We start from the raw sequence: 17,879 nt of genomic DNA on the forward strand, positions 1-17,879 counted from the left end.
CAGGCCACGCGAAAGAGTATGATCATGAGCAACCTTGCCTACGACGCCCCGGTGGATGGCAGCGATACTTCGCAGCAAGACATCGCCGCGATGCAGGCATTGCGGCCGATCCCGCGCATCTCGATCCAGGCATTCTGCGAGACCGAGGGCGTTGCAAATCCGGTCGAGCGCGCCGGCGAGGACCGCCGCATGACGAAGGCGCATCTCAAGGTGCATATGGGCGGCGTCCCCACCGCCATCGAATTCTATCGGTCGGCGCCGACGCCCAATCTTATCCTGCTGGAATCGCGCAGCGAGCCGAAGCAATTGCTGGAGCAACTCGCCCAGCTCTCGGAATATTGCGATCCGACCTCGAAGGTGGTGGTGATAGGTCATTACAATGATGTCGGTCTCTATCGCGAGCTCATCCGCTCCGGCATTTCCGAATATGTGATCGCACCTGTGTCGATGGCTGACATCGTCAGCGTGGTGTCGTCGATTTTCATTGATCCGGAAGCCGAGCCGCTCGGCCGCTCGATCGCCTTTGTCGGCGCCAAGGGCGGCGTCGGTTCCTCCACGATTGCCCACAATGTGGCCTGGGCGATGTCCACCCTGTTCAAATCCGAGGTGGTCGTCGCCGATCTCGACCTCGCTTTCGGTACGGCCAACATCAATTTCGACCGGGATCCGGCGCAAGGCATCGCCGAGGCGGTGTTTTCGCCGGAGCGCATCGATGAAGTCTATCTCGACCGTCTGCTGACCCAGTGCGCCGAACACCTGTCGCTGCTGGCAGCCCCTTCGACGCTCGAAAGGGTCTATGACTTCGATCCCGAAGCCTTCGCGCAGCTCATCGACACCGCCCAGCGCAGCGTGCCGCTACTGGTGCTCGATATTCCCCATGCCTGGACGGGCTGGACCAAGAACACGCTGATCAAGGCCGACGAGATCGTCATCACGGCGACGCCGGAACTGGCCAATCTGCGCAACACCAAGAACATGGTCGACATGTTGAAGCGGCTTCGTCCCAACGACCCGCCGCCGAAGCTGATCATCAACCAGGCCGGCGTTCCCAAGCGCCCGGAGATTTCACCGTCCGATTTCACCGAGCCGCTCGGCCTGACGCCGATGTCGGTCATTGGCTTTGATCCGTTGCTGTTCGGCAATGCCGCCAACAACGGGCGCATGCTTGGCGAAATGGATGCCAAGAACTCGGTTGTCGCGATGATCAACGAAATCGCGCACGTGCTGACTGGGCGCAGTGAAATCAAGACGAAGAAGAAGGCAGGGCTTGGCAATCTGCTTGGCAGGCTCTCGCGCAACAAGAAATGACGTTTCAGCGGTGGAATCGGTAGCAGATCATGTTTGGTAAAAGAGGCAGCGACGACGGAAACCGGTTCACGCCGGAATTTCGCCAGCCGGCACCGACCCCGGTTGCGCCGGCGGCCGCAAGTTCTGCGGATACGGCGGTGCTTTCCCGCCCCGCTGCGCCTCCGCCAAGCGCACCTGTCGCGCCGCCGGCGCGCCGCACAATCGATGCGCCGTCATCGGCACCGGACCTGAAGCGGGTCCAACGCGAAAAGAGCGAATCCTATTACGACACCAAGAGCCAGGTTTTCTCCGCGCTCATAGACACCATCGATCTGTCGCAGCTCTCCAAGCTTGATCCCGAAAGCGCACGCGAAGAAATTCGCGACATCGTCAACGACATCATCGCGATCAAGAATTTCGCGATGACGATCGCTGAGCAGGAGGAACTTCTCGAGGACATCTGCAACGATGTACTCGGCTATGGGCCACTCGAGCCGTTGCTGGCGCGCGATGACATCGCCGACATCATGGTCAACGGCTCCAAGAACGTCTACATCGAAGTCAACGGCAAGGTCGAACAGACCGGCATCCGCTTTCGCGACAACCAGCAGCTCCTCAACATCTGCCAGCGCATCGTCAGCCAGGTTGGCCGCCGTGTCGACGAATCCAGCCCGATCTGCGACGCGCGTCTTCCCGACGGTTCACGCGTCAACGTCATCGCGCCGCCGCTCTCCATCGACGGTGCCACGCTCACCATCCGCAAATTCAAGAAGGACAAGCTGACCCTGGATCAGCTGGTCAGGTTCGGCGCCATCTCACCGCAGGGAGCCGAAGTTCTCAAGATCATCAGTCGTGTTCGCTGCAACATCGTCATCTCGGGCGGTACCGGCTCGGGCAAGACGACTCTGCTCAACTGCCTGACCAACTATATCGACCGCGAGGAGCGCGTCATCACCTGCGAGGACTCGGCCGAGCTGCAATTGCAGCAGCCGCATGTCGTGCGCCTCGAAACCCGCCCGCCCAATCTGGAGGGCGAGGGTGAGGTAACGATGCGCGACCTTGTCAAGAACTGCCTGCGCATGCGTCCCGAGCGCATCATAGTCGGCGAAGTGCGCGGACCCGAGGTGTTCGACCTTCTGCAGGCGATGAACACCGGCCATGATGGTTCGATGGGAACGATCCACTCGAACAGCCCGCGCGAGTGCCTGAACCGTATCGAATCCATGATCGCGATGGGCGGTTATTCGCTGCCTCAGAAAACCGTGCGCGAAATCGTCGTCGGCTCCATCGACGTGATCATCCAGGCGGCGCGCCTGCGCGATGGATCGCGTCGCATCACCCACATCACCGAGGTGATCGGCATGGAGGGCGACGTCATCATCACGCAGGATATCGTCCTCTATAACATCAAGGGCGAGGACGCCAATGGCAGGCTGCTGGGAGAGCATGTATCGACCGGCATCGGTCGTCCGCATTTCTGGGACCGGGCTCGCTACTATGGCGAGGAGCAGCGCCTCGCCACTGCGCTCGAAGCGATGGAGAAACGCGCTGACTGACGGCGTGAGGGTTCTGGCCAATGTTTGGAATTGACGGCACAGTACTGGCGTTTGTCGTGCTCGCCGGCTTTAGCGCCGGCGCGGTCGCCTATGCATTCCTGTTCACCCGGATCAGCAACGAGAAACAGGTCGGCAAGCGGCTTGAAACGATCAAGTCCGCCGAGACTGATCGCTCCGTCGTCAAGGCCTCGCGTGATCGCGCGGCGGAAGCCGTCAAGCGGCGCAAGTCGGTTCAGGATTCGCTGAACGAGCTCGACGCAAAGCAGAAAACCAACGACAGCAGGGTCAAGAAACCACCGCTGAAAGCCCAACTCCGTCAGGCTGGCCTGAAGATCACCGTCGAGCGCTTCTATATATACTCCGCCATATGCGGCCTCGCTTTGACGATGGTTGCCTTTGTGGCCGGAGCGCCGCGGCTCGTTCTGCCGGGCGTGCTGCTGGCCGGCGCATTCGGCCTGCCGCGCTGGTTCGTCTCGTTTCGTCGCGCCCGCCGCGTCAAGGCATTCCTCAACGAATTTCCAAACGCGCTCGATATCATCGTGCGTGCAGTCAAGTCCGGCCTGCCGCTGAACGACGCCGTGCGCCTGATAGCCAACGAATCTCCCGAACCGGTGAAGACCGAATTTCGTCGTATCGTCGATTCCCAGCAGATGGGCCTGTCGATCCCCGATGCGACCTTGCGCATGCCCGAAACCATGCCTTGCACGGAGGCGAGCTTCTTCGGCATCGTCATCCAGATTCAATCGCAGGCTGGCGGCAACCTATCCGAGGCGCTGGGCAATCTTTCGCGCGTGCTGCGCGATCGCAAGAAGATGAAAGCCAAGGTCCAAGCACTGTCGATGGAAGCGAAAGCGTCCGCCGCCATCATCGGTGCGCTGCCTTTCATCGTTGCGTTTCTCGTCTACCTGTCGAGCCCGAACTACCTGATGCCGCTGTTCGTCACCAACGTTGGACACCTGATCCTTGGGTGCTCGGCGGTCTGGATGTCGATCGGCATCTTTGTGATGCGCAAGATGATGAACTTCGAAGTCTAGGATGCTGGCATGACCGACCAAGTCATCAAATCCCTGACCGATCCGAGCTTCCTGATCGCGATGCTGGTCGCCATAGCGGTGTTTGCGACCGTTTTCACCTTGCTACCGGCGTTTGGCGGAAACCAGCTCAAGTCACGCATGAAAACCGTCGCGCTGGAACGCGACGAACTGCGTGCCAAGCAGCGCGCCCGGCTTGCCGTCGAAGCGGATCGCCGTCGCAAGGGCCTGCGCGAGGAACAGTCGGTTGGTATGCGCAACATTGTCGACCGGCTGGATCTGAGGCGCGCGCTCGCCGATGAGGGCACATTGCAGAAACTCAAGGTCGCCGGCTTTCGCGGACAGAACCCGCTGACGCGGTTTCTTTTCTTCCGTCTCGTGCTGCCTTTTGTCGGCTTCGCGCTGGGCGCAATCTACACCTTCGTACTCGGAGGATTGCCCGACAAGCCATTGGTCATCAGGGTGTTCGTCTGCATCCTCGTTGCCTATGGCGGCTTCTACGCTCCGGTCGTCTACGTCAACAACCGCGCTACCAAGCGCAAGCAGTCTATCCAGATGGCGTGGCCGGATGCGCTCGATCTGATGCTGATCTGCGTCGAATCGGGCATGTCGGTGGAAGCGGCCCTGCGCAAGGTCGCCGACGAGATCGGCGCGCAATCGGTGGCGCTGGCGGAAGAATTCATCCTCACCAACGCCGAGCTTTCCTATCTGCAGGAGCGCAGGCAGGCCTACGAGAACCTGGCAAGCCGCACCGGCCTGGAATCGGTCAAGTCGGTGTCGCAGGCACTCGTCCAGGCCGAACGTTACGGCACGCCGGTGGCGCATGCACTGCGCGTGCTGGCCGCCGAAAGCCGCGACATGCGCATGAACGCGGCCGAGAAGAAGGCGGCGGCCTTGCCGCCGAAGCTCACCGTGCCGATGATCCTGTTCTTCCTGCCGGTGCTTTTCGCGATCATTCTGGGCCCCGCCGGCATTCAGGTCAGCCAGCGCGGCATCTTCGGCGATCGTTCGGCACCATCATCGACAGCGCAATAGAGACGAGGCTCGTCCCGCATCAGAAATGAAGAAGCCGCGCTGAACGCAGCGCGGCTTCTTCATTTCAAGGTTGTCGCAGATTGTCGTCTATTGCATGTCGGCCAAATGCGCAGCGGTTTTGGTCAACGACATGCATCAAGCAAAGACTTAAAGCGAATTCGGCGCGACGAGATCTAGTTGGTCGCGGACTTGGGCTTGTCCTGGTCCTTGAGCTGGCTCCAGGCGTTCTGCTGGGCCAGCATCTGGCGCAGATAGGCGACGTTTGCCTGTGCCTGTTCGGGCGAGAGTTCCTGCGAGGCGATCTTCTCGGCTTCGTCGAAACGGCCCTGCAGGCCGACGACCAGCGCCAGGTTCTGGCGCACCCGGCTGTCTGCGTTCGGCTGCTGCGCGGCGGAACGCATATAGGTTTCGGCGGTGCGCAGGTCACCTTCCAGCACGTAGGACATGCCGAGATTGGAGAGCACCGAAGGCTCGTTCGGCTTCAGTTCGAGAGCCTTGCGATAAAGCTGGCGCGCGTCGTCCTTCTGGCCGATCTGGTCGAGAATGGCCGCTTCGGCCGACACCAGCCTCCAGTCGGGATATTCCGGTGTCTGGGCGCGGCGCACGGCGTCCAGTGCGGCCTCGAACTGACCATTGGCAGCCAGCGCCTTGCCATAGGAGGCGAGCACGTCGCGATCCTTCGGCAGGGCGATCGCCAGCTTGCGCATCACGGCGAGCGACTGGTCGGCGTCGCCATCCATCTGCAGCGCTGCCGCATAATTGGTGGCGATACGCTTGTCGGTGGGGTTCCTGGCGTAGGATTGGCCAAGTGCCGCCGTTGCAGTGTGCAGTTCCCCGCCCGACATGGCCTCCAGCGGCTTGCCGCTGTTGCGTCCGATCGAACCGGTGGTGAACTTGTCGGTTGCGCAACCGGCGACACCGGCCGCGAGCGCCAGCACGAGCGCCGTGGTGATGAACCGTTTTCCCGTGGCATTGATCGTGCGGTTGGTCGGCATCGGCACCGGGCCTCCATTCATACGCGGCCATTGCGTGGCCATCTTCCCTCCCGAAGAAATATTCTGTTAACCCTAACGGACGGTTAAGAATGGCGACTCAAGGGCGCCGCACGGAGAACATCGAATGCCTGTCGAACTCGTCGAAAAGAAACTGCCGGGCGCGCTGCCGGTCCATCTGGTCGCCAGGGATGGGCTGGAAGCAGCCGGTCTTGCGCCTGCCGCGGTCGCCTGGGCCAGGGCAAACGGCTTTTCAGGCGAGGCAGGCAGGACGCTGGTCGTGCCCGGCGAACAGGGAGCCCTCGGCGGCGCCTTGTTCGGTATCGGCGATGGCGAGGGCGCACTCGCTCTTGGTGCGTTGTCGAAAGCCTTGCCGGAAGGCGATTGGCATTTCGCCTCCGCGCCGGCCGAGCCGGAACTGGCGGCAACTGCGTTGGTGCTCGGCGGCTATGTCTTTACCCGTTATGGCAAGAAATCCGGCAAGGCGCTGCGCTTCGTCTTGCCGGCCGGCGTCGATGCCGGGCGCGTTCGCCGCATTGCCGATGGCGTCTTCCTGACACGCGATCTGGTCAACACGCCGACCAGCGACATGGGTCCGGAGGAATTGGAGAAGGCGGTGCGGAGCCTGGCCGTGGCGCACAGTGCCGAAATCTCGGTGGTGACGGGCGACGATCTCCTCGACCGGAATTTCCCGATGATCCATGCCGTCGGTCGCGCGTCGACCGGCGCGCCGCGCCTGATCGACATGAGATGGGGGCCGCAAGGCGCGCCGAAGGTGACGCTGGTCGGCAAGGGCGTCTGTTTCGACACGGGCGGTCTCGACATCAAGCCGTCGTCCGGCATGCTGTTGATGAAGAAGGACATGGGCGGCGCGGCCAATGTGCTTGGTCTCGCCTCGATGATCATGGCCGCCAGCCTGAAGGTGCGTCTGCGCGTGCTCATTCCCGCGGTCGAGAATTCGATCGCCGGCAACGCCTTCCGGCCGGGCGACGTGCTGACGAGCCGCAAGGGCATCACCGTCGAGATCGGCAACACGGACGCCGAGGGGCGGCTGGTGTTGGCCGATGCACTGGCCTTGGCCGACGAGGAGGAACCGCAGCTTCTGGTCGATATGGCGACGCTGACCGGGGCAGCCCGTGTCGCGCTCGGTCCCGACCTGCCGCCCTTCTATACCGGCGATGAAGCGCTGGCGTCCGACCTGGCGGTGGCTTCCGTCGCGATCGAGGATCCGTTGTGGCGCATGCCGCTGTGGCGGCCTTACGATGCAAAACTGTCGTCGAAGATTGCCGACATCAACAACGTCACCACCGACGGTTTCGCCGGCTCGATCACGGCGGCACTCTTCCTGAAGCGCTTTGTCGAAAAGACCGCCGGCTGGGCGCATTTCGACATCTTCGCCTGGAACCCCGCCGACCGTGCGCATGGCCCCGCGGGCGGCGAGGCGCAAGGCATTCGAGCGCTGGAGCGGATCATCTCGAAACGCTTTGGCTGATAGCGACAAGCAGAGCCGGCAAATTGCAGAAACTGAAACGGAACCGAAACAATTTGCCGTCATGCTGGTCGGATGTCGATTGCCATGCGCCCGAGCCAGGCCTTGCGACTGTGGCAGCAAGTGATGCTGTCGCAGGTGCGCGACGACGCGCCCGACCTGACCATGCGCCAGACGGCGATCCTGTTCACCATCTATCTCGATCCGCCGCCGCACACGGTGCGCGGGCTCGCCGCCCGCCTCAATGTCACCAAGCCGGTGATCACCCGCGCGCTCGACACGATGGGTGCGTTGAAGCTCGTGTCGCGCCATCGCGACGAGCTCGACAAGCGCAATGTGCTGATCAGGCGCACCGTCGAGGGCGCGCTCTTTGTCGAGCGCTTCGGCGATGGTATCATTGCCAAGGCCCACGAATTGCCGATTTGAAGCCTGATCCCAAGAGCGGATCGGTTTTTCGGACAAGATCATGCGTCAACATAACAAAGCAGAGTTGCAGATTTGACCGCCAGGGATGCCCGCCTTCACGCTTTCCGTTCCGACCTTGCCGATGCTCGGCTGAAGGGCGAGGTCGCCGCCGACCGCTTCGTCGCCGGCCGGCCGGCGCGGATCACCGCCTCGGTGGCCGATGTGCGCAAAGCGCCGCGGCCGGATGCCGGCGTCAACACGCAAGCCCTGTTCGGCGATGATGTCCTCGTCTTCGAGGTCGCCGAAGGCTGGGCCTGGATCCAGGCCGAGCGCGATGGTTATGTCGGTTACGTCGCCGATACCATGCTGGGCGGGCGGGATCAGGCGGCGACCCATATCGTGTCGGTGCCGCGCACTTTCCTCTACCCTGCGCCGGATCTGCGGTTTCCGATCGCCGGACAATTGTCGATGGGATCGACGGTTGCGGTGACGGGTGCAGCCGAAACGCGCGGCACGCACTATGCCGTCCTGCCTTCCGGCGAGGCGATCATCGCCGGCCATCTGCGGCCTGTCGGTAATGCGGCAGCCGACTATGTTGCGGTGGCCGAGATGTTTCTCGGCACACCTTATCTGTGGGGCGGCGCTTCGGGTTTCGGCATCGACTGTTCGGGCCTTGTGCAACTGGCGATGCGCATGACCGGAAGCGACGTGCTGCGCGATTCCGACATGCAAGCGGCGACTCTCGGCGAGCCGCTCGATCCTGGTCCGGATTACACCGGGTTGCGGCGCGGCGACCTCGTCTTCTGGAAAGGCCATGTCGCCGTCATGACCGACGCCGATACGATGATCCATGCCAATGGCCACACCATGCTGGTGTCGCGCGAAGGGCTGAAGGAGGCGATCGCCCGCATCGGCTATCTCTATGGCGGCCCGACCGGTTTTCGGCGGCCTTAAGGCCTTCGATCCCCTTTTGTTCCGATTCTTCTTGGCGATTGCCCACCTTCGCGCTACCTCTGGCGCGTGACAGAGCAGCCTCGCCTTGCCGAACAGAATGCCACCGTGGCCCTGCCCGAACCATTCATCAGGTGGTTCGGCGAGAAAGGCTGGTCGCCGCGTGCCCACCAGATCGAATTGCTGGCAAGGGCCCAGGGCGGGCAATCGGTGCTGCTGATCGCCCCGACCGGGGCCGGCAAGACGTTGGCCGGGTTCCTGCCTTCGCTGACCGAGTTGGCCAACCGGCCAAGGCGAAAACCGGGGCAGGCGCATCGCGGCATCCATACCCTCTACATCTCGCCGCTGAAGGCGCTGGCGGTCGACATCGAGCGCAATCTCGGCAAGCCAGTCGAGGAGATCGGACTGCCTGTCACCATCGAGACGCGCACCGGCGACACGCCGTCGCACAAGCGTCAGCGCCAGAAACTGGTGCCGCCCGACATTTTGCTCACCACGCCCGAGCAACTGGCGCTGCTGATTGCGGCGCCCGATGCCCGACGCTTCTTCGAGGATCTGCGCTATGTCGTGCTCGACGAGCTGCACTCGCTGGTGACGTCGAAGCGCGGGCATCTGCTGGCGCTCTGCCTGGCGCGGCTGCGCAGCTACGTGCCTGGCCTGCAGACAATAGGCTTGTCGGCTACGGTCGCCGAGCCCGACGAATTGCGGTGTTGGCTGGTCGGCCAGAATCCGCCAGGCGCCATGGCCGGCCTGATCACCGTGGCCGGCGGAGCCAAGCCCGACATCTCCATTCTCGACTCGGAGCAGCATGTGCCGTGGTCCGGCCATTCGGCCCGATACGCCATTCCTGAAATCTACGAGGTAATCAAAAGGCACCGCACGACGCTGCTGTTCGTCAACACCCGCAGCCAGGCCGAATTGCTGTTCCAGGAACTGTGGCGGGCCAATGAGGACTCGCTGCCGATTGCCTTGCATCACGGTTCGCTCGATGTCGGCCAGCGTCGGCGGGTCGAGAAGGCGATGGGCGAGAATGCGTTGCGCGCCATCGTCGCGACGTCGACGCTCGATCTCGGCATCGACTGGGGCGATGTCGACCTGGTCGTGCATGTCGGCGCGCCGAAGGGCGCGAGCCGCCTGGCGCAGCGCATCGGCCGCGCCAACCACCGCATGGACGAGCCGTCCAAGGCGATCCTCATTCCGGCCAACCGTTTCGAGGTGCTGGAATGCCGTGCCGCACTCGACGCCAACTATCTCGGCGCGCAGGACACGCCGCCGTTGATCACCGGCGCGCTCGACGTGCTGTCGCAGCACGTGCTGGGCGTCGCCTGCGGCGCGCCCTTCGATGCCGACCATTTGTTCGAAGAGGTGCGCAGCGCCGCGCCCTATGCCGGGCTGGCACGCGAGACCTTCGACCGTGTCGTCGATTTCGTCGCCACCGGCGGCTACGCGCTGAAGAACTATGAGCGCTACGCCCGCATTCGAAAGACAGTCGGCGGGCTGTGGCGCGTCTCGCATCCGCGTGTCGCCCAGCAATACCGTCTGAATGTCGGCACCATTGTCGAAATGCCGGAACTCAATGTCCGCTATGTCAGGCAGGGCCGTGGCATGGCTGGACGCGGGGGGCCGGTGCTGGGCAAGATCGAGGAATATTTCGCCGAGACGCTGAGACCCGGCGACAATTTCCTGTTTGCCGGCAAGGTGCTGCGCTTCGAGGGCATCCGCGAGAACGAATGCGTGGTCTCCAACGGCGCCGGCGCCAACATCATCGTGCCGTCCTATGCCGGCGGCAAGTTTCCGCTCTCGACCTATCTCGCCGATCAGGTGCGCGGCATGCTGGCCGACAGCAACCGCTGGCAGGCGCTGCCCGAGCAGGTCGCCGACTGGCTGCGGCTGCAGAAGGAAAAGTCAGTGCTGCCGAAGCGCGGCGACCTTCTGGTCGAGACCTTTCCGCGGGGCAACCGCCACTACATGGTCGCCTATCCCTTCGAAGGCAGGCTGGCGCACCAGACGCTCGGCATGCTGTTGACGCGGCGGCTGGAGCGCGCCAACGCCCGCCCGCTCGGCTTCGTCGCCACCGACTATTCGCTGGCCGTCTGGGCGCTGGACGACATGGCGGCGCTGTTCAAGGCGAAGAAGCCGTCATTGGCCGCCCTGTTCGACGAAGACATGCTCGGCGACGACCTCGAGGCCTGGCTGAACGACAGCTGGATGCTGAAGCGGACGTTTCGCACCTGCGCGGTCATCGCCGGACTGATCGAGAAGCGTTTTCCCGGCCAGGAGAAGAGCGGCCGCCAGGTGACGGTGTCGGCCGACCTGATCTACGATGTGCTGCGCAGCCACGAGCCGGACCACATCCTGCTGCAGGCGACGCGCACCGATGCATCGGCGGGACTGCTCGATGTCAGCAGACTTGCCGAGATGCTCTCGCGTGTCCGCGGTCGAATCATGCATAAGCATCTTGAGCAGATATCGCCGCTGGCCGTGCCGATCATGCTGGAGATCGGCAAGGAATTGGTGAATGGCGGCGCCAATGAGTCCTTGCTCATGGAAGCCGCCGATCTGGTCGAGGAGGCCATGGGCCAAAGATGAGACTGATTTCGAGATGAATTTTTCGCTGGCGCGCACGTCGCTGATCGCCGAGGCCGACCTTGTCGGCATCGCCGGCGAACGTGCGGTCTGCGACCGGCGCGGCGTGCTTTATTTTCCGGATCTGCGGCTTCTGGCCGTTTCCGACCTCCATCTCGAAAAGGGTTCGTCGCTGGCGCGGCGCGGCGCGCTGATCCCGCCTTATGACACCGGCGCGACGTTGCTGAGACTGCAGGCCGTGATCGCCGACTACCAGCCATCCATCGTCATCAGCCTAGGCGACAGCTTCCACGATGGCGGCGGCGCCGAGCGCATGCATGTGAGCTTCCGCGAACGGCTGGAAGCGCTGATATCAGGCCGCGACTGGTTCTGGGTTGCCGGCAATCACGATCCGGAAGCGCCCGCCGACCTACCCGGCGAGACGGTGCGCGAACTTGCCATAGGCTCGCTATTGTTCCGGCATGAGCCATCGAAGGAACGTGTCGAAGGCGAGATAGCGGGTCATCTGCATCCGTGCGCGCGCATCGTGCAGCGTGGGCGTTCGGTGCGGCGGCGCTGCTTTGCCGGCGATGGCGGCCGCATGATCATGCCGGCCTTCGGCGCCTATACCGGTTCGCTCAACGTGCTCGATCGCGCCTATGCCGGGCTGTTCCGGCTGGACACGCTGATGGCCTATATGCTCGGCGCCGAGCGCATTTTTGCGATTTCACGCTCGATGCTGCGGCCTGGCTGAAGCCGCCCTTTCGTCAATAGTACCTACCGCCCGTAATAGAGCGTCACGGTGTGCTTAGCCTCGGCGAAAAACAGCCATCGTTCGACCAGCATGCCGGCGAACTGGACGATCGCGGCGAACACTGACAGCAGCGCCGCGAAGGGCGATGGCAAGGCGAATGCAGCGGCAAGCAGCAGGACGGGCAAAGCGAAGGCCAGACCCTGCGTGATCTGGCGCAGGCGCGCGCTGTGCTTGCGCGCGATGCGGAACCCCATCTCCTTGAGCAGATAATTCTCTTCGGTATGCGGCCATTCCAGCGATCGTACCGTGCCGCCGGCGAGCCCGGTCGCGGTGTTGGCATTGGTTGGGATTTCCAGCCGGTCGTTGTAGCGCCAGGTCGCCAGCTTCCAGCCCCAGCCGAGCAGACTGAACAACACCGAGGCCGCCAGAAGGGTCTTCGAGCCGAGAGCAAATCCCTGCAGCAGCGCGTTCAACAGCACGCTGCCGGTCATCGTCGAAAAAATGAGGTAGCCGGGCAGCGTGAAGCGGCTGTGCCACTGGGCGATCGGCTTCAGCGACGCATAGATCATGCCGGTGGTGCAGACGGTGACGACTGCACCGATGGCCGCCAGCAACCCGGCCACGGTCTCCCAGCCGCCGCTGTGGCCGAAAAACACCCAGCCGATGCCGAACAGGCACGCCGGAACGAAGGTGATGACGGAGGCAACGCCTTCGCGCGACAGCCATGAACTGCGCCATTGCGAGAACGCCCGCCAGGCGCGTTCGGGTCTGCCGAGATGACCTGTCGAGGACAATAGCCCGGCCATGATCAGGCCAAGCGCCAGGCCCATGCCGATGAGGCCGAGCCAGAAGTCGGGCGGGATGATCTGGAGCCCTCCGAGCACCCCAAGCAGCGCCAGCAACCCATAGCCGGCGCCGGTGGCGGTGGTGAAGAAGACGACGGAGAAGGCTGGATGCATGGATGTCAGTTCGAAAGCATACGGTCGACCCAGCCCAGGAAGCCGCCTTCGGCCCGCACCGGTTCGAGTGCCGGCGCGGCCAACGATGCGGCGCGCTTGGTGTGGGCGCGCGGCGGCAAATATTTGTTGGTCGGGTGATAGCCGAGTTCCGGCATCAGGTCGACGCCACCGCGCTCCGCCACCAGCTGCGAGACGGCCGACGCGGGATCGCCGAGATCGCCGAAATGCCGGGCGCTGGTCGGGCAAGCCGCGACGCAGGCCGGCACGCGGTCTTCCTCGGCCAGGTTGTCGTTGTAGATGCGGTCGACGCACAGCGTGCACTTCTTCATCACGCCGACATCACGATCAAATTCGCGCGCCCCATAGGGGCAGGCCCAACTGCACAATTTGCAGCCGATGCACTTGTCCTCGTCGATCAGCACGATGCCGTCCGAGGCCCGCTTGTAGGAGGCGCCGGTCGGGCAGACCGTGACGCAGGCCGGCGTCTCGCAATGCAGGCAGGAGCGCGGGAAGTTCACGGTCCGCCCGCCCATGTCGGTGGTGTGTTCGTAGCTGTGTACGCGGTTGAACCAGACGCCGTCGACATGGCCGCCATAGGGGTCGATGTCGGTCAGCGGCGCCATGTGGCCGCCGGTGTTCCATTCCTTGCAGGCGGTGACGCAGGCCTGGCAGCCGACGCAGGTGTCGAGATCGATGACGAGGCCGAGCTTCTTGCCGCTTTGACTTGGCAGACAGGTCATTCGGCCGCCTCCCTTGCCCGGCGGAACTCAGCGCCGAAGGTCAGTCTGTCGGGTGAGGGTTCGAAGCCAGGCGGTTGCTGGAAACGTTCGAATTGCGGCTCGGTGAAGCCGGCCTCCTCGGCCTGGCATTTGACGATGCGCACGCGCAGGTCGAACCACGCCGCCTGACCGGTCACCGGATCGGAGTTCGAATAGCGTTTGCCGTTGGCGTCGGCCGAAGTCTGGTCGCCGATGATGTGGTTGAGCAGGAAGCCGCGATTGGATTCGGCGGCGTCATCCTTTAGCCCCCAACTGCCGCGCCGCTTGCCGATCGCATTCCAGGTCCAGACCGTGCTTTCGTTCACCCCGTCGACCAGCTTGATCTGTCCCTTGACCTTGCCGTTGATGCTTTCGATCCACACCCAGTCGTCATCGACAAGGCCGAGACCTGCGGCGGTCCGGTGATGCACGAACAGCCGGTTCTGGCTGGTGATTTGTCTCAGCCACGCGTTCTGCGAGCCCCAGGAATGATACATGTGCATCGGCCGCTGCGTCAGCGCGTGCAGCGGATAGTCTTGCAAATCGACGGCCGCTTCCTCGAACGGCATGTACCAGAACGGCAGCGGGTCCATATAGGTCTCGATGCGCTGGCGGTCGCCCTCTGGCGGCACCACGCGGCCATGGCCGCGTGCAGCCAGCCTGAAGCGCTGCAGAGGCTCGCAATAGAGCTGGAAGACGACCGGCTCAGCCTTGGGGATGAAACCCATCTGCACCGCGAAGTCGAGATAGGAGCGGTTGGCCATCTTGTAGTAGCGCTGGTCCTCGGCGAAATCGTGGTGCCAGAAGCCGCCATTGTCCATGTAGCGCTGCAATTGGTCCGGATTGGCCTCGCCCTTGCCAAACGAGGCTCCATCCTTGCCGCGCCAGCCGGCAAGCGGGCCGATGCCGGGCGTCCGCTCATGGTTGACGATGTAATCGGCATAGTCGCGGTATCTGGCCGAGCCATCGTCCTTGACGAAGCACGGCAGGCCAAGCCGCGCGCCGAGTTCGATCAGCACCGACTGGAACGGCCTGACATCGCGATCCGGCTCGACGACGGGATGGCGGATAGCGTCCCCTGGTCCGTCGGCATGGCTGATCGGCCGGTCGAGCAGGCTGATGCAATCATGGCGTTCGAGATAGGTTGTGTCCGGCAGCACGAGATCGGCGAACGGCACCGTCTCGGAATAATAGGCGTCGGAATAGATGATGAAGGGGATCTTGTAGTTGCCCGCTTCGTCATGGTCGGTCAGCATGGCCATGGTCTCGACAGTGTTCATTGAGGAATTCCAGGCCATGTTCGACATGTACATCATCAACGTGTCGATCGGGTACGGGTCGCCGGCCCACGCATTGCGGATGACGGTGTGCATGAGGCCATGTGCCGCCAGCGGCGCATCCCAGGAATAGGCCTTGTCGATGCGAACAGGCATGCCGGCGTCGTCGACCAAAAGGTCGTCCGGCCCACAGACGAAGCCGAGCGGCATGCCGTCGAGCGGCGTCATCGGCTTGACGGTCTTGCCTGAAGGCTTTGGGCCCGGCGGCGCCGATCTCGGGTAGGGCGGCTTGAAGCGGAAGCCGCCGGGAACATCCACGGTGCCGAGCAGCACCTGCAAGAGATGGACGGCGCGGCAGGTGTGAAAGCCGTTCGAATGGGCGGAGATGCCGCGCATGGCATGCATCGACACTGGCCGCCCCTTGATCGTCTCGTGCCGGCGCCCGGCCCAGTCGGTCCAGGCGACCGGCAATTCGATCGTCTGTTCGAAGGCGACATGCGCGAGTTCGGCGGCGATCCTGCGGATCGTGTCGGCGGGAATGCCGCAGCGCTCTGCCACCGCGTCGGGTGCGTAGCTCTCATCGAGATAGCGGTCGGCGATGAGCTGGAACACCGGTACGCAGCGGCGACCGTCGACGGTGAAGCTGCCCGTCAGTGCAGGCTTGGCCTCGGTATCGGTGGCGCTGACCGGTCTCTTCGCAACTCTGTCCCAGGCCAGCGGATTGCCGCCGGCGTCACGCACGAACAGGCCGTCATCCGCCGCGCCCGGCTCCTGGATGACGAGCAAATGCGCATTGGTGTACCGCAGGAGATAGTCGAGATCGACGCGCCCGGCCTTCAGCAATTCGTGGATGAGGGCGAACACGAACAGGCCATCGGTGCCGGGTCGGATGCCGATCCAGTCGTCGGCAATGGCGTTGTAGCCTGTCCGGCACGGATTGATCGAAACCACCTTGGCACCGCGCGCCTTGAGCTTGCCGAGGCCGATCTTGATCGGGTTGGAATCGTGATCCTCGGCGACGCCGAACAGCATGAAGTATCTGGTGTTGTCCCAGTCGGGTTCGCCGAACTCCCAGAACGACCCGCCGATCGTATAGAGGCCGCCGGCCGCCATGTTGACCGAACAGAAGCCGCCATGCGCGGCGAAGTTAGGCGTGCCGAACTGGCTGGCCCACCAGCCGGTGAGCGACTGCGACTGGTCGCGACCGGTGAAGAAGGCAAGTTTTTTCGGATCGGTCCGGCGGATGACCGATAGCCGTTCGGTCGCGATCGAGAAGGCTTCCTCCCACTCGATCTCGCGAAATTCTCCCGAGCCGCGCGGGCCTGTGCGCAGCAATGGTTTTTTCAGCCGGGCCGGACTGTAGTGCTGCATGATGCCAGAGCTGCCCTTGCCGCAGATCACGCCGCGATTGACCGGATGGTCCTTGTTGCCGTTGATGTAGCGGACCTTGCCAGCCTTGATGTGCACGTCGATGCCGCAGCGGCAGGCGCACATGTAGCAGGTCGTCTTGGCGATGCTGTCGGAAATGCTTGGCGAAGTGTCGACGCCGTCGCCTTCATCGGGCGCCCTGGTGTCGGCAAGCGGGCGTTGCGATGGTGCCGAATTTGCGCCGCGCGGCGGTCGGTGCATCATGATCCGCTGGTGCCCGCACGGCCGGCGGACTTGGCTCGAGTCTTCGGCCCGGGGCCGCGCATATAGTGCTCTTCCGGGTGGTATCGGTCACCGGCCAGCCGCCGCCGGATGCCGCGGGTCCAATGGGCAAGCAGGGATCTGAACCGCCCGATCATTTTGTTCCCTGCGATTCGGTGGCGAATTTTTTCTAACTTCACTCGAAAACGTAGAATAAAGCTATCGATCTGTCTAATCAGTTGTTCTTGTAAATTCGATCGATATTGGTTCTTAATGCACGCATGACCCTGGACCAATTGCGGATTTTCGTCGCCGTTGCCGAGCGTGGCCACATGACCAAGGCGGCCGAGCTGCTTGGCATTTCCCAATCGGCCGCGTCTGCCGCTATTCGCGCGCTTGAAGAGCAGCACGGCGTCCATCTGTTCAACCGGGTTGGCCGCAACATCGAGCTCGCCCAGACCGGGCACCGCTTCCTGCCGGAAGCCAAGGCCGTGCTGGAGCGGGCGGCCACTGCACGCAATGTGCTGGAGCATGTCTCGCAGACGGTCACCGGCAGCCTCTCGATCGCCGCCAGCCAGACCATCGCCAGCTATTGGCTGCCGCGCCGGCTGGCTTCCTTCCACGAGGCCTATCCCGCCGTCAGGTTGAGCGTCACCATCGGCAACACCAGGCAGGTCGAGGCCAATGTCCTCGATGGTGCCGCGGATCTCGGTCTGGTCGAGGGTCGGACGGAATCCGACATCCTGCGCCGCGCCAAGGTCGACGTCGACAGGTTGATGCTGGTCGTCGCCAGCGCCCACCCCGAGATCGCCGAAGTCTCGCAAGGCCGGCCCGACATCAAGGGCCTGCGCTGGATCATCCGCGAGGGTGGTTCGGGCACGCGCGAAGTGCTGGAGGATCTGGCCCGCCGCGAAGCAATTTCGCTCGCCGACCTGCAGATATTCCTGGTGCTGCCGAGCAACGAGGCCATCCGCCAGGCGGTCGAGGCGGGTGCCGGCGCCACCATCATTTCCGAACTCGTCGTCGGCGGCGCGATTGCCGAAGGCAGTTTGCGCGCGGTGCCTATTGACCTGCCGAAGCGCGACTTCGCCATCATCACCCACCGCGACCGGCAGGCGAGCCTTGCCCAGATGGCGCTCAAGGTGCATCTCAGCGCCAGTGCTGATGAAGCGGTGCCCGCCCGCCCGTGAG

At 63.5% G+C, this 17,879-nt stretch carries 14 protein-coding genes; 10 read left to right on the forward strand and 4 right to left on the reverse strand.

Annotation, left to right across the window (positions count from 1 at the left end):
• Positions 1-24 precede the first annotated feature (24 nt).
• The 4 genes from AC1DZP_RS21180 to AC1DZP_RS21195 are packed head-to-tail and all read left to right on the forward strand — an operon-like array spanning position 25 to position 4,909.
• Positions 25-1,308, forward strand: a complete 1,284-nt coding sequence (locus AC1DZP_RS21180) for a CpaE/TadZ family protein (protein ID WP_477305103.1) — start codon at positions 25-27, stop codon at positions 1,306-1,308.
• Between the two features lie 29 nt (positions 1,309-1,337).
• Positions 1,338-2,843, forward strand: a complete 1,506-nt coding sequence (locus AC1DZP_RS21185) for a CpaF family protein (RefSeq protein ID WP_477305105.1) — start codon at positions 1,338-1,340, stop codon at positions 2,841-2,843.
• 20 nt (positions 2,844-2,863) lie between these two features.
• Positions 2,864-3,877, forward strand: coding sequence for a type II secretion system F family protein (locus tag AC1DZP_RS21190; RefSeq protein ID WP_477305107.1), 1,014 nt, complete (start codon positions 2,864-2,866; stop codon positions 3,875-3,877).
• A 9-nt stretch (positions 3,878-3,886) separates the two neighbouring features.
• Positions 3,887-4,909, forward strand: coding sequence for a type II secretion system F family protein (locus tag AC1DZP_RS21195; RefSeq protein WP_457151533.1), 1,023 nt, complete (start codon positions 3,887-3,889; stop codon positions 4,907-4,909).
• 173 nt (positions 4,910-5,082) lie between these two features.
• Here the strand turns inward: AC1DZP_RS21195 and AC1DZP_RS21200 are convergent, their stop codons facing one another.
• Positions 5,083-5,904 (reverse strand): tetratricopeptide repeat protein, encoded by an 822-nt coding sequence (locus tag AC1DZP_RS21200; RefSeq protein ID WP_477305281.1) that lies wholly within the window; start codon positions 5,902-5,904, stop codon positions 5,083-5,085.
• Positions 5,905-6,028: 124 nt separating this feature from the next.
• Between AC1DZP_RS21200 and AC1DZP_RS21205 the strand changes: the two genes are divergently transcribed.
• The 5 genes from AC1DZP_RS21205 to pdeM all read left to right on the forward strand — a co-directional run bounded on the left by AC1DZP_RS21205 (position 6,029) and on the right by pdeM (position 12,065).
• On the forward strand, positions 6,029-7,393 hold the full coding sequence (locus tag AC1DZP_RS21205; RefSeq protein WP_477305109.1) for a leucyl aminopeptidase family protein: 1,365 nt from the start codon (positions 6,029-6,031) through the stop codon (positions 7,391-7,393).
• Positions 7,394-7,465: 72 nt separating this feature from the next.
• A complete protein-coding gene (locus tag AC1DZP_RS21210) occupies positions 7,466-7,816 on the forward strand; it encodes a MarR family winged helix-turn-helix transcriptional regulator (protein WP_056588405.1) in 351 nt (116 codons plus the stop codon).
• 72 nt (positions 7,817-7,888) lie between these two features.
• Positions 7,889-8,749: a C40 family peptidase gene (locus AC1DZP_RS21215; RefSeq protein WP_095082353.1), complete on the forward strand. Its 861-nt coding sequence runs from the start codon at positions 7,889-7,891 to the stop codon at positions 8,747-8,749.
• 66 nt (positions 8,750-8,815) lie between these two features.
• Positions 8,816-11,335, forward strand: a complete 2,520-nt coding sequence (locus tag AC1DZP_RS21220; protein WP_477305111.1) for a ligase-associated DNA damage response DEXH box helicase — start codon at positions 8,816-8,818, stop codon at positions 11,333-11,335.
• A gap of 13 nt (positions 11,336-11,348) precedes the next feature.
• A complete protein-coding gene (gene pdeM, locus AC1DZP_RS21225; protein ID WP_477305113.1) occupies positions 11,349-12,065 on the forward strand; it encodes a ligase-associated DNA damage response endonuclease PdeM in 717 nt (238 codons plus the stop codon).
• 23 nt (positions 12,066-12,088) lie between these two features.
• Here pdeM and AC1DZP_RS21230 read toward each other — a convergent pair whose 3' ends face one another.
• The 3 genes from AC1DZP_RS21230 to AC1DZP_RS21240 are packed head-to-tail and all read right to left on the reverse strand — an operon-like array spanning position 12,089 to position 16,691.
• On the reverse strand, positions 12,089-13,024 hold the full coding sequence (locus tag AC1DZP_RS21230; RefSeq protein ID WP_477305115.1) for a dimethyl sulfoxide reductase anchor subunit family protein: 936 nt from the start codon (positions 13,022-13,024) through the stop codon (positions 12,089-12,091).
• Positions 13,025-13,029: 5 nt separating this feature from the next.
• Entirely contained in the window at positions 13,030-13,764 is a 735-nt protein-coding gene (locus AC1DZP_RS21235; protein WP_477305117.1) for a 4Fe-4S dicluster domain-containing protein, read from the reverse strand.
• Complete coding sequence (locus AC1DZP_RS21240; RefSeq protein WP_477305119.1) at positions 13,761-16,691, reverse strand: molybdopterin oxidoreductase family protein; 2,931 nt, start codon at positions 16,689-16,691, stop codon at positions 13,761-13,763. Before AC1DZP_RS21240 ends, AC1DZP_RS21235 begins: the two co-directional genes overlap by 4 nt.
• Before the next feature lie 278 nt (positions 16,692-16,969).
• Here AC1DZP_RS21240 and AC1DZP_RS21245 point away from each other — a divergent pair, with 278 nt between their 5' ends.
• Entirely contained in the window at positions 16,970-17,878 is a 909-nt protein-coding gene (locus AC1DZP_RS21245) for a LysR substrate-binding domain-containing protein (protein WP_477225352.1), read from the forward strand.
• Position 17,879 lies beyond the last annotated feature (1 nt).

Source organism: Mesorhizobium sp. P2_F8 (assembly GCF_056403655.1).